The sequence below is a fragment of the Pseudomonas taiwanensis DSM 21245 genome, from assembly GCF_000425785.1.
Taxonomy (GTDB): Bacteria; Pseudomonadota; Gammaproteobacteria; order Pseudomonadales; family Pseudomonadaceae; genus Aquipseudomonas; species Aquipseudomonas taiwanensis.
The window spans coordinates 1-15765 of sequence record NZ_KE384450.1; the positions used below are offsets into that span (position 1 = coordinate 1).

Annotated in this window: 10 protein-coding genes; 9 read left to right on the forward strand and 1 reads right to left on the reverse strand. The window is 62.4% G+C overall.

Features of this window, described 5'->3' with window-relative positions; all coding sequences use genetic code 11:
* On the reverse strand, positions 1-2289 hold a 2289-nt coding region (locus H620_RS25990; protein WP_155950814.1), incomplete at its 3' end, for a retention module-containing protein.
* A gap of 548 nt (positions 2290-2837) precedes the next feature.
* Between H620_RS25990 and H620_RS0118965 the strand changes: the two genes are divergently transcribed.
* From H620_RS0118965 to bcsB, 9 genes are all read left to right on the forward strand, one after another.
* Positions 2838-4994, forward strand: coding sequence for a type I secretion system permease/ATPase (locus H620_RS0118965; RefSeq protein WP_023378075.1), 2157 nt, complete (start codon positions 2838-2840; stop codon positions 4992-4994).
* Positions 4984-6360: an HlyD family type I secretion periplasmic adaptor subunit gene (locus tag H620_RS0118970; RefSeq protein ID WP_023378076.1), complete on the forward strand. Its 1377-nt coding sequence runs from the start codon at positions 4984-4986 to the stop codon at positions 6358-6360. Before H620_RS0118965 ends, H620_RS0118970 begins: the two co-directional genes overlap by 11 nt.
* Before the next feature lie 301 nt (positions 6361-6661).
* Positions 6662-8152: a BcsE family c-di-GMP-binding protein gene (locus H620_RS0118975; RefSeq protein ID WP_027907871.1), complete on the forward strand. Its 1491-nt coding sequence runs from the start codon at positions 6662-6664 to the stop codon at positions 8150-8152.
* Positions 8149-8334, forward strand: coding sequence for a cellulose biosynthesis protein BcsF (bcsF, locus tag H620_RS0118980; RefSeq protein ID WP_023378078.1), 186 nt, complete (start codon positions 8149-8151; stop codon positions 8332-8334). Before H620_RS0118975 ends, bcsF begins: the two co-directional genes overlap by 4 nt.
* Positions 8327-9946 (forward strand): cellulose biosynthesis protein BcsG, encoded by a 1620-nt coding sequence (gene bcsG / locus H620_RS0118985; protein WP_027907872.1) that lies wholly within the window; start codon positions 8327-8329, stop codon positions 9944-9946. Before bcsF ends, bcsG begins: the two co-directional genes overlap by 8 nt.
* On the forward strand, positions 9943-10167 hold the full coding sequence (gene bcsR / locus H620_RS0118990; RefSeq protein ID WP_027907873.1) for a cellulose biosynthesis protein BcsR: 225 nt from the start codon (positions 9943-9945) through the stop codon (positions 10165-10167). The genes bcsG and bcsR overlap by 4 nt, the downstream gene beginning before the upstream one ends.
* A complete protein-coding gene (gene bcsQ, locus H620_RS0118995; RefSeq protein WP_027907874.1) occupies positions 10164-10880 on the forward strand; it encodes a cellulose biosynthesis protein BcsQ in 717 nt (238 codons plus the stop codon). Before bcsR ends, bcsQ begins: the two co-directional genes overlap by 4 nt.
* A complete protein-coding gene (bcsA, locus tag H620_RS0119000) occupies positions 10877-13486 on the forward strand; it encodes a UDP-forming cellulose synthase catalytic subunit (protein WP_023378082.1) in 2610 nt (869 codons plus the stop codon). The genes bcsQ and bcsA overlap by 4 nt, the downstream gene beginning before the upstream one ends.
* Entirely contained in the window at positions 13483-15765 is a 2283-nt protein-coding gene (gene bcsB / locus H620_RS0119005) for a cellulose biosynthesis cyclic di-GMP-binding regulatory protein BcsB (protein WP_081669736.1), read from the forward strand. The genes bcsA and bcsB overlap by 4 nt, the downstream gene beginning before the upstream one ends.

Sequence of the window (15765 nt, forward strand, 5' to 3'; positions counted from 1 at the left end):
CGGATTGGCGACCAGATTCTCGTAATTGCCCCCGGAAACGCTGGTGATGCTGTTGGTGACTGGTGCGTGCCCTTGGTAGACGTCGTTGCTCACAGCACCGGTGGCCGTGCCGGAGCTTTGGCCGACTGGGATGGTGATGGTCTGGCCGTTGGCCAGGGTGACCACCACCGGACTACCGGTGACCGGTGCACCAACACACGCGGTGTAAATAATCGTGCCACCCTCGGCCACCGATGGCGTGGCGGTCAGGGTGACCGTGGTGGTGTCTTGAACATCGGTGACGGTGGTGCTCACCGGCGTCGGATTGGCGACCAGGTTCTCGTAGTTACCCCCGCTCACCCCGGTGATGCTGTTGCTGACCGGTGCCTGCCCTTGGTAGACGTCGTTGCTCACGGCGCCGGTGGCCGTGCCGGAGCTTTGCCCGACCGGGATGGTGATGGTCTGGCCGTTGGCGAGAGTCACCACGACCGGTGAGCCCGTCACTGGCGCATCGACCGTGGCGGTGTAGACGATCGTGCCGCTTTCGGCCACAAATGGGGTGGCGGTCAGGGTCACTGTCGATGTATCCCGGGTATCAGTAACGGTCGTCACCGCAGGTGTGCCGTTGATGGTGAGGTTCTCGAAGTCGCCGCCCGTGGCGCTGGTGATGCGCGAACTGACGACCCCGGCATCGATATAGCGATCATCGCTCGGCGCCGGCACGCTGACACTGCCTGAGGTCTGGTTGGCCGCGATGACGATGCTAACGCCATTGCTCAGGGTGACGGTGACCGCGGACTGGCCGGGGTTGCTGAGGGTCGCGGTGTAGATGATCTGGCCACCTTCGGCAACGTTTGGGGTTGCGCTTAGGGTAACCGTGGTCGTGTCCTGCACATCGGTGACCGTGGTGCTCACTGGCGTTGGATTGGCGACGAGGTTCTCGTAGCTACCGCCGCTCACGCCAGTGATGCTGTTGGTGACTTGCCCCTGCGATTGATACACATCGTTGCCCACCGGCACGCTGATCGTGCCGCTGCTTTGGCCAACCGGGACAGTGATGGCTTGCCCGTTGGCGAGCGTGACCACCACCGGACTACCCGTCACAGGCGCCGAAAGACTCGCCGTGTAGACGATGGTGCCGTGCTCGCTCACCGATGGTGTCGCAGTAAGAGTAACCGTGCTGTCGTCGGTCGAGTCGTTGACGACTGTCAGGGCAGGGGCCGGATTGACCTCCAGGTGTTCGAAGTTGCCTCCGCTCGCCGAGGTGAGGCTGGCACTGAGCGTCGTGCCGCCCTTGTACACATCGTTGGCGGTCTGCAGCGTTACGCTGCCACTGGTCTGTCCAGCCCCGATAGTGATGACTTGGCCGTTGGACAGCGTCAGTGTCACGGCCGTCTGCGCGGGGTTGCTCAAGGTTGCGGTATAAGTGACAGTCCCTCCCTCGGTGACCGCCGGGCTGGCAGTGAGGGTCGCGGTGGTGGTGTCCACCGTATCGACCACGCGCGTGGTGGCGGGGGTGCCATCGATGCTGACCGGCTGGCCACCTCCGCGGGTCCCGCTGATGCTCGCCGACACCGCGTGGTCATCGACATAAACCGTATCGTTGGCAGGAACCGCTACGCTCACCGAGCCGCTGGTTTGCCCGGCGGCAATGACGATGACCGCGCCATTGGACAGGGTCACTGTGAGGTCGCTGAGCGGTGCCTGGCCGACAGTGGCGACATAGACGATCGAACCCCCAGCCTCGCTGATCGAAGGAGTGGCGCTCAAGACTACGGCCGTGCCCGCAACAACTGGATCGGAAGGCGTCGTCGTATTCGAAGCCTGTAACCCTGCGAACTGCTCGAGGCTCAGCGCGTCGCTGAAGTCCAAGGGGCCGGTGGTATAACCCACGGTGGGTGCGACTGCGCCCGCAGTTGCCTCCAGCAGCACGAAGCTGTGTCCGCCACCGAGAGCGCCGCTACCGCCCGCGGCGCTTGGCCCGGCAGCGGTTGCCTCCAACGCAGTGGTCGGGTCGACACCAGCCTGGATCGCCTGCTGCAACTGTTCGACCGAGGGTGCTGCCTGCGCCGTTGCCTGGCTCAAATCGGTGCTGCTGTCTGGCGTTTCGGCGCTCCATTGGCTGTCACGCCCCAAGTCCACGTAGCGACCATCGGCCAGCTGCAAGGTGACGGCGCCACCCGGCCCGGTCAGCACTTGCTCACCCGCATACAGGCGGTCACCTTCGATCAGCAGGCGTCGGATGCCTTCTGGGGATACCGCGATGACTTGGCCAACTATGCTTTTGACGATGGCAACCACAGTGCTCATAGGGCTCTCCCGATAATCCCGATGCGTGTCTTCCATGACCGACCGATGGGTGAAATCAGCCGATGTCGAAGGTGCGGCGAAATGCAGTTAGTGTTTAATTATCAATGTGTCGAAGTCTTTCCCGTTCAAACGGCGGAACGTGGCGAACTATTGACTCCCCAGTCTCATCGCAGGACTTGGGCAATCTAATGTCATATCGTTAATTCGCTTGTTGCCAACTCTTACTTTTGTATTAGTTGGAATGTGAGCTCTTGGGCTTGGTGATCATTTAGTAACGACTTCCTGACCCGCACCCGGGTTGGTGCGCTGTATCTCAAGGGCGGCGATACCTTTTGTCATAGCGCTGTGTGGGCGATTTATATGTAACTTTTGGCTTGCGCCCATGGCGCCAGGCGTTAGTCTTTGAAGTAGTGTTGCCTGGCAACATGCGCCTGTACGAAATACTCAATGCACGCATGAACCTTTGGGTTGCCAAGGCGTCACCTGAAAGAACATCGGGCCATGGTTGACGGATTGTTACCCTCAACCACCAAGGAAGAGAGCGCCACGTGGAATCCGAAGTCGGTCGAGTCCAACTCAGTCACGATCCGCGTAGTCAGCACGACGATCCCCTGCTGGACTGTCTGCTGACCTTGTGTGTGTTGCATCAAAAGCCCGCCAGTCGGGTGATGCTGACCACCGGATTGCCACTGCCTGCCCAGCGCCTGTCCCCCGAGTTGCTACCCCGTGCCGCAGCCCGCGCCGGGTTGCAGGGGCGCTTGCTGCAGCGCAGGTTGGAGCAGATTCCCAGTATCGCCATGCCCGCCATATTGTTGCTCAAGGAGGGCCGCGCCGCTGTTCTGCTGGGCTGGGAAAACGCCGACACGGCACGCCTGCTGCTCAGCGAGAGCGACGGTGGCGAGGTCCTGGTCAGCCGCGAAGCATTGCTTAGTGATTACAGTGGCCGTGTGTTCTTCGCCCAGCCGCAGCACAAGTTCGATGTCAACCACGGCAACCTCATCCCACGAGCCCGCTCCTGGTTCCGCGATACGCTGCTGCGCAGCAAATGGCTTTACATCGACGCCATCGCCGCCAGCCTGGTCATTAACCTGATCGCTTTGGCCGCACCACTGTTCGTGATGAACGTGTACGACCGAGTCGTACCCAACCAGGCCACCTCCACCCTCTGGGTATTGGCGGTGGGCATCACCGGGGCCTATGTCTTCGACCTTATCCTCAAGGGATTGCGCAGCCTGTGCCTGGACCTGGCTGGCAAGAAGACCGACCTGATCATTTCGGCGACGCTGTTCGAGCGCATCGTCGGCATGGCGATGAAGTATCGCCCGGCGCGGGTCGGCAGTTACGCGCAGAACATCCACGAATTCCAAGGGCTGCGCGACTTCCTGGCCTCGTTGACGCTCACCAGCCTGATCGACCTGCCGTTCACCCTGATCATCCTCATGGTGATCGCGATCATCGGGGGGCACCTGGTATGGATTCCCGTCCTGGCCTTCCCGTTGGCCCTGGGTATCGGCTACGCCTTGCAGAAGCCCTTGATGGCAACCATGGAAAAGACCATGGCACTGGCCTCCGAGCGTCAGTCGAGCCTGATCGAGACCTTGGCGGGCCTTGACGCGGTCAAGGTCAACAACGCCGAAAGCGAACGTCAGTACATGTGGGAGCAGACCCTCGGCACCCTCAGCCGCCTGGAGCTACGGGTCAAGGTGCTGTCGGGTCTGGCCATGAACATCACCCTGTTGATCCAGCAACTGGCCGGGGTCGCGATGATCTGCGTCGGCGTCTACCTCATCATCGACGGCAGCCTCAGCATGGGTGGCCTGGTAGCCTGCTATATGCTCAGCGGCCGTGCGCTCGGACCGCTGGGCCAGCTTAACGGGCTGCTGGCGCGCTACCAGCAGGCGAAGGTGACCATGGCTGCCACCGACCAGATGATGGAGCTGCCTCAGGAGCGCAATTTCGAAGAGCGTCCGCTCAGGCGCCAGGTGCTGCAAGGCGCCATCGAGTTCCGTGGTGTTGATTTCACCTACCCCAACCAGCAGAACCAGGCACTGAAGAACGTCAGCCTTACCATTCGCCCAGGGGAGAAGGTGGGCATCATCGGACGCAGCGGCTCGGGCAAGAGCTCGCTGGCCAAACTCATCGTCGGCCTGTACGAAGCTTCCAACGGTTCGCTGTTGGTCGACGGGGTGGACATTCGCCAGATCGACGTCAGCGAACTGCGCCACAACATCGGCTACGTGCCCCAGGATATCCAACTGCTGGCCGGCACCCTTCGCGATAACCTGGTCAGTGGTGCCCGCTACATCGAAGACGAGATGATCCTGCAGGCCGCCGAGCTGTCCGGCGTGCATGAGTTCGCCCGCCTGCACCCCGATGGCTACGAGCTGCAGGTTGGCGAGCGCGGGCAGAACCTTTCCGGCGGCCAGCGCCAGAACGTCGCCCTGGGCCGGGCACTGCTGCTCAACCCGCAGATCCTGTTGCTCGACGAACCGACCGCGTCCATGGACAACACCGGCGAAGAGCGCCTCAAGCAGCGCCTGCAGGCGGTCATCGAAACCAAGACTGTGGTGCTGGTGACCCACCGCGCTTCGCTGCTGTCGCTGGTCGACCGGCTGGTGGTCATCGACCGTGGCCAAGTGGTTGCAGACGGTCCGAAAACCGCCGTCATGGATGCGCTGAAGAAGGGGCAGATCAGTGTCGCTTAGGCTCGATATCGGTCACCTCAAGGACCACCTGCGGCGTTACTTCAAAGGCTCGGATTCGCTCCGTGGGCAGCCGCTGCCCGAGGTCAACAAGGCGCTGATCGAAGATGCCCCGCGGGTGGTGCGCATGACCATCTGGGGGGTGATCACCTTCTTCATTTTCCTCATCGTCTGGGCCAGCTTCGCGCCCATCGACGAAGTGACGCGGGGCGAGGGCAAGGCGATTCCGTCGTCCAGGGTGCAGAAAATCCAGAACCTCGAAGGAGGTATCGTCGCCGAAATCTTCGCCAAGGAAGGGGAGATCGTCGAAGTGGGCGAGCCACTGTTACGCCTGGACGAAACCCGCTTCGCGTCGAACAAGGGCGAAACCGAGGCCGATCGCGTGGCCATGGCCCTGCGTGTCGAACGCCTGAGCGCCGAGGTTGAAGGCACGCCTCTGAACATCGACCAGAAACTGCGCGACGCAGCGCCCAGCCAGGCCGCGAGCGAAGAGTCGCTGTACCAGAGCCGACGTCAGCAGCTAAGCGATGAGGTGGGGGGCTTGCAGCAACAGTTGGTGCAGCGCCAGCAAGAGCTGCGCGAGTTCCAGTCCAAGCACGACCAGTACGCCAGAAGCCTGCAGCTGCTGCGTCAGGAAATCAGCATGTCCGAGCCACTGGTGGCCAAAGGCGCGATCTCCCAGGTCGAGATCCTGCGCCTGCGTCGTTCCGAGGTAGAAACCCGCGGCGAGGTCGATGCTACGGCCCTTGCCATTCCCCGCGCCGAGGCGGCGGTGAAGGAGATCCAGAGCAAGATCGAGGAAACGCGCGGCAAGTTCCGCAGTGATGCCCTGACCCAACTCAATGAAGCCCGGACCGAACTGAACAAAGCCACCGCTACCACCAAGGCGCTCGACGATCGAGTCAACCGCACCGTGGTCACCTCGCCGGTGCGTGGCATCGTCAAGCAGTTGCTGGTCAATACGATCGGCGGCGTGATCCAGCCGGGCAGCGACATCATGGAAGTGGTGCCGCTGGACGACTCCCTGGTCATCGAGGCCAAGATCCTGCCCAAGGACATCGCCTTCCTGCACCCGGGCCAGGAAGCCATGGTCAAGTTCACGGCCTATGACTTCACCATCTATGGCGGCCTGGAAGCCAAGCTCGAACAAATAGGCGCCGATACCATCCTCGATGAGGACAAGAAGACCACTTACTATCCCATTCGTCTGCGCACCGAGCGCAGTCACCTCGGCAGCGACGATAATCCGCTGCTGATCATCCCTGGCATGGTAGCCACGGTCGATATCAAGACCGGCAAGAAAACCATCATGAGTTACCTGCTCAAGCCGATCATCAAGGCGCAGACCGAGGCGCTGCGGGAGCGTTAGGCGCTGTGCAAGCGTCGGCGGAATGCGTTTGCGGGCGGCTGGCGAGATCTGGAATTACCGGCGAAATTTGACCTTGGTCACACAAATCGTTCGGCAAACGTGTGCGCCCGCGTCGTTACATATCATGTTGACACTACTTTTCCGAAGTGCTGTAGAATTGACGTCCTAAACCAAGCCTGCCTTCGCATATGTCGTTTTTTTGACGCCTCCTTTTCGTCATTAAGCCGCAGTTGCTCGTGTGCGGCTCTAACCCTCGAAATAGCTTCATCTAGAATTCAGAGTCAGAGTTTTGACGAAAAGCATTCCGTTGTTGGCTATTCCCGGATTAGGTGCCGAGCATAGTCAGTTTCATGAGCAAGGCCTGTATTGGTTGGCCTGTGACACCGCAGAAGACGCCACCACACTATGCCGGCAAGTCATCGAGGGCATGTCCGATCAGGGTCGGGCGGCTCTGATCGGTGACGGGCGTGGTGTGCGTGAGGTACTGGATGGGCTGGATGCGGCTCGCGGTCCAGCGGAGCTGGCACTGTACGAGGCCGAAGGCCAGGCTACCTTGCGCCTGCTCGATGACCTGCCCCGTATCGATATCCCCGGACGCGTTATCCTGGCCCTGGTACCCACCGACGTGTGGGAGGGTAGCAAGGTCGAGCGCTGGTGCCATGCGCTACGCCAGGCTGCCCTCAAGGATGGCGCATTGCTGCTGGTCGTCAGCACGGGGCAAAGCGTCTGGCTGGTGGAACGGCTTCGCGCGTTCAACCAGGCTATCGACGGGCTGGCACAGGTTTACCGTGGCAAAGGCGGCGTGCGGTACCTGCAGCATTTCTGGAGCAACATGCTCGGCGTGACGGGTACGCAGGACGTCGAGCTGGCGCGCCAGGAAGGGGGCTTCGCGGTTGCCGGTACCCTGCAATCGCTGCCTGATACCGGCGGCGATGAAATACTCTGCCTGGCCCAGCGCGAGGTGCTGGAAGGTGCGCCCGCGTTCTCCGAGCATTGGGAAGTGTTCGACAGTATCAGCGAGCTTGGCGCCAAAGCCAGTCGCGCCATCTCGGCCACCGTGATCTTCGCCATGGACGCTGGGCAGCGTCTCGATGTCCTGGCCCGTCAGCTGCATACCCTGCGCCAGTTGCGCGGTAATGCCCTGAAACTGGTCGTGCGCGAGATGGCCCCCACACTGCGCTATCAGGACGAACAGTTGCTGCTGGCCTGTGGCGCCACGCAGATCGTGCCGTTCGGTGCCAGCCTTTCGCGCTTCCTCACCATGGTCGACAGCATCCAGGGCTATGTCTGGCGCCGCAGCTTGCCAACCGATTTCGATGCCTTGCTTGCGCGCCTCCGCCCGCTCCCCGTGTGTGGTTTGGTTGCGCCCCGTACCTTCGCCGAGGCGGTGCAACAGATGTGGCATGGCGTGCGCAATGGTGAAATCGTCCACCAGTTGTTGGTGCTGCGCCCAGCGCCCGGCTTGAGTCCCTTGCAGGCGTGTTCGCGCACGGTGTTCCGCCGCGATGGCGACATAGCCTGTGTCGTGGGCGATGTGCTGTTCCTGTTCCTGTTCGCATGCCGCTCGGAAGGTGTTGAACAGGCGCTGGATCATATCTTCCAGCTGTCCTGGAAAGAGCTCTTCATCAGTCAGGATGTGTTGGTGGGTCTGGACAACCTGGCCACCCCGGCATTTCTCGACGAAACCATGCCGAAGCCTCCGCTGGCCGAATCGGTCGCCTTGCCATCGGCGCAGAAAAGGGCGGCCCTGGCGCCTCGTCAGATCGCCCTGCGTCAGTGGGGGGCAGTATGAATTTTGCGCAATTGCTGCAGGTCATTGGCCTCAGCGCACTGATGACCCTGCTGCTGGTTCTGTTCGTGATGCGTGTTCGCACCCTGGCGCTGGGCTGGCTGCGCCGTCATTTGCGCCCCCGCCACTTGCGACCGGTCGGTGTGCGCCGCCGAGTCGTGCGCCAGGATCCTGAACATGACTAGTTCGACACTCACCGCATCGGTACCCGCAGGCTGGCGCGGCCTGGGTGCCTGGAACCTGTATTTCCTGGCCAAGTTCCTGTTGGTCGCGCTTGGCATGCTCGACTTCCAGGCATTGCCGAACCTGCTGTTCGCGGCACTGCTGTTGGTACCGTTGCCGGGAAAGTGGCTGCGAATCGGTCGGCAGGTCGTCGCGATCCCGCTGGGTGCAGCGTTGTTTTATCACGACACTTGGCTGCCGCCGTTCCGCCGTCTGCTGGAGCAACCGGGGGTACTCGACTTTTCCTGGAGCTACCTGCTGGAGCTGATGGCAAGGTTCATCAATTGGAACCTGATCGGTGCACTGGTATTGCTGTTGGTGGGCTACCTGTTCCTGCGCCACTGGTTGCGCCTGAGCACCCTGAGCCTGGTCGGGCTCGCGTGGCTGGCCGTCGGCGGCCTGCCATCGCTGAACGTCGTGAGCAGCTCACCGACCCTTGCGGGAACCACCACGGCGGCTGCCAGTGCGCCCACGGCGGCGGTGGCTGACAATGCGACCCTCAATGCCTGGCTCGACCGCTTCTTTGCCAGCGAGCGCCAGCGGGTGACCTCATTCCCCGCTGTGAAAGAGGATGAGCAGCCGTTCGACTTACTGGTGATCAACGTCTGCTCGTTGGCGTGGGACGACCTCTCGGCCGTCGGCCTGCATGACAACCCGTTGTTCTCCCGGATGGACGTGATCTTCGATCAATTCAACTCGGCCACTTCCTACAGCGGCCCCGCCGCCATTCGTGTGCTCAGGGCCAGTTGCGGGCAGTCGTCCCATGCCGGCCTGTACCAGCCGGCTCCCGACCAGTGTCTGTTGTTCCAGAACCTCTCCAGGCTGGGCTTCCAGAGCCAGACCTTGCTCAACCACAGCGGCCGTTTCGACAATTTCATTGGCGACATCACTAGCCAGCACATGCCCCAACCTGGTTTCAGCACCGGCGATTTTCCAAGGGCGCTGGTCAGCTTCGACGGCTCGCCGATCGCTGGCGACCTGGATGTCCTGAGCGGATGGTGGGGCAAGCGCAAGGCCTCGGGAGAGCAGCATGTCTCGCTGTTCTACAACACCATCAGCCTGCATGACGGCAACCGCATGGTGACGGCCGACGGCGGTACACGCCCGGCTGACTATGCCACGCGGGCCAATCGCCTGTTCTCGGACCTTGGCAAGTTCTTCGATGAGCTCGAAGGCAGCGGCCGTCGGGTGGTGGTGGCCATCGTCCCGGAACACGGCGCCGCCTTGCACGGCGACCGCATGCAGTTGTCCGGTATGCGTGAGATTCCAACGCCATCGATCACCCACGTACCGGTCGGCCTCAAGTTCATCGGCATGGGCCAGCCTGCTCGTAGCGAGCCGCTCAAGGTCAGTTCGCCGACCAGCTTCCTGGCCTTGTCCGAGCTGGTGTCGCGCGTGTACGCAGGCCTCGGGGCTGGCCAAACCCTGGACTTGCCAAGCTTGCTGACAGACCTGCCGACCACCGAGCTTGTTTCGGAAACCTCCGGTGCCCAGGTCCTGAACTTCCAGGGCCATACCTACATGCGCTTGCAAGGCCAGCCGGATTGGCAGCCCATTCCCAAGGAGAGCCCGTGATGGCTGGTAAAGCTGACCCATCCGATCGCAGTGACGACATCGCTCAGCTTCGTCAGTTTCTGGACATGTCTACCCTGAGTTACCAGGACATCTCCATGATGGTGGGTGTGCAGCAGGCATTGCAGCGCTGGCCATTGCTGGGTGAAAGCTGCCGGGCTCGCCAGGAGCAGGCCCGGCATGATCGCGATCGTACAGTGCAGCCTGAGGCAGTCGTGCCATGATCAGCCTGGCGATGCACGGTTTGCGTGGTGGCCTCGGCCGCAGTGCTGTGCTTGCAGCGCTGGGTTATGCCCTGCGCGAATTGGGCGAGCGCGTGCTGTTGGTCGATCTGAGCCCGGATAATCTGCTGGGCCTGCATTTCAACCTGCCACTGGACCAGCAAGACGGTTGGGCACTTGCCGAACTGCAAGGGCGGCCCGTCGAAGAGCCTCTGTACGAAGTGCTCGATAGACTGTGCCTGATCCCCTTTGGCGACGTTGGCCACAGCCAGCTCAGGGGCCTCGAGGGTTACGACACGGCTGAGCGTTGGCGTCTGCGACAGGCCGTGCTGAGCAAGCATTTCGACTGGCTGTTGTTCGACCTTCCCCATCCTGTCAGTGCCGAGACCACCCGTGGTTTCGAGACGGACATGCGAATCTTGGTGGCCGAGGCCGAGATGGCAAGCCACGTCCTGCTCGGTCGCCAGCAGGTCGAGCGCTACGACCTGCTCATGGTCAATCGCTTCGACCCCGCGAGCAGCCTGCAGAGCGATGTATTGATGGTTTGGCGTGACCTGTTCCGCAACCGTTTGCCGATGCAGTTGGTGCACCGGGACGAAGCTTTCGTCGAAGCCTTCGCCTGCAAGGCGCCGGTGGGCCACTATGCACCGCAGAGCCTGGCATCCCGTGATGTGCAGAGCCTGGCGGTGCGTTGCCTGGCGAGGCGGCAAGCGTGAATCTGACGCCTCTTTCGGCCTACGACTACTTCACCGCTCGGGGCGCTCATCGCCCCGTCGCACTGCTGTTCACCCTGGGCGTATGGCTGGCATATCTGTTCCTGCGCCTTGAGTCGCCTGCCTGGCAAGCGTTGCTGGCTGAGCGTCAGCGACTGTTTCCGCAGTTCGTCGGCAAACGGCCCACGTTGGGCGACCCGCTGCGCCTGTTGATCCAGTGCCTGTGGTTACTGCTCAGACGCGTACCCTCACCTCGCAATCCAGGCCGATTGGCGCGTGGTTTGACCGCCGTGGCGAGTCGCCTGCGTAGCGTGTGGCAGGGTATACGCCGTTACCGCGCCCGATTGGCCGAAACCATGATGCAGGTCCCCGCGCGCTTTCGAGACAGTGCCTTGCAGCACGATGCGGCCCAGCGCTTGCGCCGCTTGAGCGTTTTCGGCAGGCGCCTGTTCTATACCGTTCTTACCCTGTGCGCCGTGGCGCTGGCCCTGCTGTGCGTGACGGAGCCCTTCGGGTATATGGCGCAGTTGGTGTTCATTTTCCTGCTGTGGGGCATCGCCATGCTGGTGCGCTACATGCCAGGCCGATTCCCGACGCTAATGCTCATCGTGTTGTCGACGATCATCTCGTGCCGCTACCTGTGGTGGCGTTACACCTCGACACTGAACTGGAACGACACGCTCGACCTGGTCTGCGGTGTGATTCTGCTGGCAGCGGAGACCTACTCGTGGTTCGTCTTGATCCTGGGTTATATCCAGACGTGCTGGCCGCTGCAGCGCAAACCCGCAAGCCTTCCGCAGAACCCCGGACACTGGCCCACCGTCGACCTGATGATCCCCACTTACAACGAGGATCTGTCGGTGGTACGCACCACCGTGCTCGCCGCACTCGGCCTGGACTGGCCACGTGATCGCCTGCGCATCTATATCCTCGACGATGGCCGGCGCGACGCGTTCCGTGCCTTCGCCGACGAAGTGGGTGTGGGCTACATCGTGCGCCCCGACAACAAGCACGCGAAAGCTGGCAACCTCAACCATGCCCTTGGTGTGACCGAGAGCGAGCTGATTGCCATTTTCGACTGCGACCATGTGCCGGTGCGCTCCTTCCTGCAGATGACCGTTGGCTGGTTCCTCAAGGATCCCAAGCTGGCGCTGGTACAGACACCGCATCACTTCTTCTCGCCCGATCCATTCGAGCGCAACCTGGGCTCTTTCCGCCGGCGGCCAAACGAAGGCGAGTTGTTCTATGGGCTGATCCAGGACGGCAACGACATGTGGAACGCCGCCTTCTTCTGCGGCTCCTGTGCCGTCCTGCGCCGCACCGCGCTGGAAAGCATTGGTGGTTTCGCCGTCGAAACGGTCACCGAAGATGCCCATACGGCCTTGCGCATGCACCGCCAGGGCTGGACCTCGGCCTACCTGAGCATTCCCCAGGCCGCCGGGCTTGCCACCGAAAGCCTGTCGGCGCACATCGGCCAGCGCATTCGCTGGGCGCGTGGCATGGTGCAGATATTCCGTACCGACAACCCATTGTTCGGCCGTGGCTTGAGCCTGTTCCAGAGGGTGTGCTACGCCAACGCCATGCTGCACTTCCTTGCGGGTCTGCCTCGGTTGATCTTCCTCACGGCGCCCTTGGCGTTTCTGCTGCTGCATGCCTACATCATCTATGCGCCTGCCGTGATGATCCTGCTCTACGTGCTGCCGCACATGATTCATGCCAGCCTCACCAACTCGCGCATGCAGGGTAAATATCGTCAGACCTTCTGGGGCGAGGTCTACGAGACGGTGCTGGCCTGGTACATCGCACGCCCCACCACCGTTGCATTGTTTGCGCCGAAGAAGGGCAAGTTCAATGTCACGGCCAAGGGCGGGTTGATGGAGCAGGAGCAGTTCGACTGGCGCATTGCCCAACCGTACTTGGTCCTGGCGGCGCTCAATGTCGTTGGTCTCGGGTTCGCCGTCTGGCGCTTGATCACAGGCCCTGCTGCGGAAATCGGCACCGTGATCGTCAGTTCGCTGTGGGTGATCTACAACCTGCTGATCCTCGGCGCCGCCTGCGCGGTGGCTGCCGAAGTGCGTCAGGTACGTCGGGCCCACCGTGTACAGATGCACTTGCCGGCTGCGCTGCTGCTCGAAAGTGGCCACGGCTTCCCCTGCACATTGGTCGACTACTCCGATGGCGGCATCGGCCTGCAACTGGGCGACGGTGTGACGCCAGCCCCAGGAGCGCGTGTACGCTTGCTGTTGACCCGGGGCCAGCGCGAGTTTGCGTTCAATGCCCGGGTCACCCGAATCGTCGGCCGTCACCTGGGCCTGACCTTCGACGGCCTGAGCCTGCAACAACGTATCGACCTGGTGCACTGCACCTTTGCCCGTGCCGACGCCTGGCTGGGCTGGCAGGACAAGCATGAAGTCGATCGCCCGCTGCGCAGCCTCGGCGAGGTGCTCAAGCTGGGTGGCATAGGCTACCTACGGCTGGTCGAACACGCCCCGGGCTGGCTCAGCGAGCGTCTGCAACCAGTGCGTGAACTGGCGCGTTGGCTGGCCAGCTACATGCCACGCACACCACAACCCCTTCCATCCACGAATCTTGTTGACCGAGACGCATGATGACTCGTTACCCCGCGCGCACTTGGGGCCTGGCGCTGGCGCTGCTCGCCTCCCTGTTCCAGAACGCAGCTGTCGCCTCCGTAGCCCCTCTCGTTATGCCGGCCGAGCCAACGGTCCCCAACTGGCCGGTGATCAAGACGTTCGAGCAACTCGGCCAAGCCTCCGACAGCCTGTTGCTGGGTGTGCGCAACAGCGAAAACATCGAGTTCGGCGTGCGTCGGGATCGGCTGGCCACCGAGGCGGTCCTGCAACTGGACTACACCCCTTCGCCAGCGCTGTTGCCGAACCTTTCCCACCTGCGCGTCTACCTCAACGACGAGTTGATGGGCGTGGTTCCGGTAGAGAAGGATCAGCTCGGCCAGCGTGTGCGGCGTCAACTGCCTTTGGACCCGAAGCTGGTGACCGACTTCAACCGCGTTCGCCTGGAGTTCGTCGGGCATTACACCGACATCTGTGAAGACCCGGCACACAGCGGCCTGTGGTTGAACCTCAACCGCAAGAGCCAGGTGCAGCTGCGCGAGCAGGCGCTGGCTGTGGAAAACGACCTCGCTTACTTCCCGCTGCCGTTCTTCGACGCGCGCGACACTAGCAAGGTCGAGCTTCCGGTGGTGTTCGCCGATTCGCCGACGCTGGGTGAGCAGCGAGCGGCAGCGATCCTGTCGTCATACTTCGGCAGCAAGGCCGGCTGGCGCAAGGCGACCTTCCCGGTATCGTTCGACAGCCTGCCTGCCAGCGGCGACAAGCCCAAGCCGGCCATCGTGTTCGCCAGTAACGAACGGCGCCCGGCGTTCCTCGCCGACCTGGAGAAATTTCCGCCGGTAGATGGTCCAGTGGTGCAACTGATCGACCATCCGACCGATCGCTGGAGCAAACTGCTGCTAGTGCTTGGGCGCAACGACGACGACTTGGTCAAGGCCGCCTCGGCGCTGGCGGTGGGCACCGAATTGTTCCGCGGGTCTCGGGTCAAGGTCGAGCAGATGGCCGCCCTTGAGCCGCGCAAGCCATACGACGCGCCGAACTGGACGCGCACCGACCGGCCGGTGCGTTTCTCCGAGCTGCTCGATTATCCGGAACAGTTGCAGGTCAGCGGCTTACAGCCACGGCCGATTACCCTTGACGTGAACCTGCCACCGGACCTGTTCGTCTGGCGCAACCAGGGTATTCCGTTGCAGACCCTGTACCGCTACACACCGCCGGCCGTTACCGACGAGTCGCGCCTGAGCATCAGCGTCAACGACCAGTACATCACCAGCATGCCGTTGGTGGGTAACGATCGTCGCAGCAGTACGCTCGAAGAAATGCGCTTGAGCGTGCTGTCCACCGACAGTACTGCATTGACCGAGCAATCGTTGGTGCCCGCCCTGAAAATCGGTGCGCGTAACCGCTTGCGCTTCGATTTCAGCTTCGCCAGCACCCTGGGCAGCGCCCAGCGTGACCATTGCCAGACCTCACTGCCCGTTGATGTGCGAGCGGCGATCGATGAGAACTCGACCATCGACCTGTCCGGTTACCACCACTACATGGCCATGCCAGACCTGCGCGCCTTCGCCCGCAGCGGTTTCCCTTACAGCCGCATGGCCGACCTTTCCGAAACCGTGATCGTCGTACCGAGCACGCCCACACCGATGCAGGTCGGTACCTTGCTCGACGTCGTCGGCAGCCTGGCTGGGCAGATCGGTTACCCCGCGCTGAACGTCCGCCTGAGTGACAACTGGAGAAACGTCGCGGATGCCGACGCCGACCTGCTGCTCATCGGCACACTGCCCGAGAGCCTGCACGACGTCCCCAACCTCGGGCTGTTGCTCAATGCCCAGCGAGACTGGATGGTGCAGGGGCGTACCCTGGATGTACCGGGCAGCCAGCGCTTCGATAACGCGCCGGTTGTGCCCAATAGCCGCGTCGAAGTCAGCGCGCAGGCGCCGCTCGCTGCAATCACCGGTTTGAAGTCGCCGTTCCATGAGCAACGCAGTGTCGTGGCGCTGCTGGCCCGTTCCGACGCCGATTACGCCTTGTTGCGCGACGTGCTGGCGGACTCCGGCAAGCTGGAAGCCGTGGCCGGTTCTGTCGCGTTGGTGCGCACCAGCGGCGTCAGCAGCCAGTTCGTCGGTGAGCATTACTTCGTCGGTGAGCTGCCATGGTGGCTGTTGCTGTGGTTCCACCTGTCCGACTACCCGATGCTGATCGCAGTGATCGCTACCGTCAGCGTGCTGTTGTTCGCCTTCCTTCTGTGGCGTGCGCTGCGTTGGGCCGGGCGTCGTCGCCTGGGTGAGGCTGACTGA

What these genes read in the sequence shown, in the direction of transcription:
- bcsF (WP_023378078.1), top strand. Translation starts at nt 8,149, where the DNA reads ATGAATTTTGCGCAATTGCTGCAGGTCATTGGCCTCAGCGCACTGATG.
- bcsG (WP_027907872.1), top strand. Translation starts at nt 8,327, where the DNA reads ATGACTAGTTCGACACTCACCGCATCGGTACCCGCAGGCTGGCGCGGC.
- bcsQ (WP_027907874.1), top strand. Translation starts at nt 10,164, where the DNA reads ATGATCAGCCTGGCGATGCACGGTTTGCGTGGTGGCCTCGGCCGCAGT.
- bcsB (WP_081669736.1), top strand. Translation starts at nt 13,483, where the DNA reads ATGATGACTCGTTACCCCGCGCGCACTTGGGGCCTGGCGCTGGCGCTG.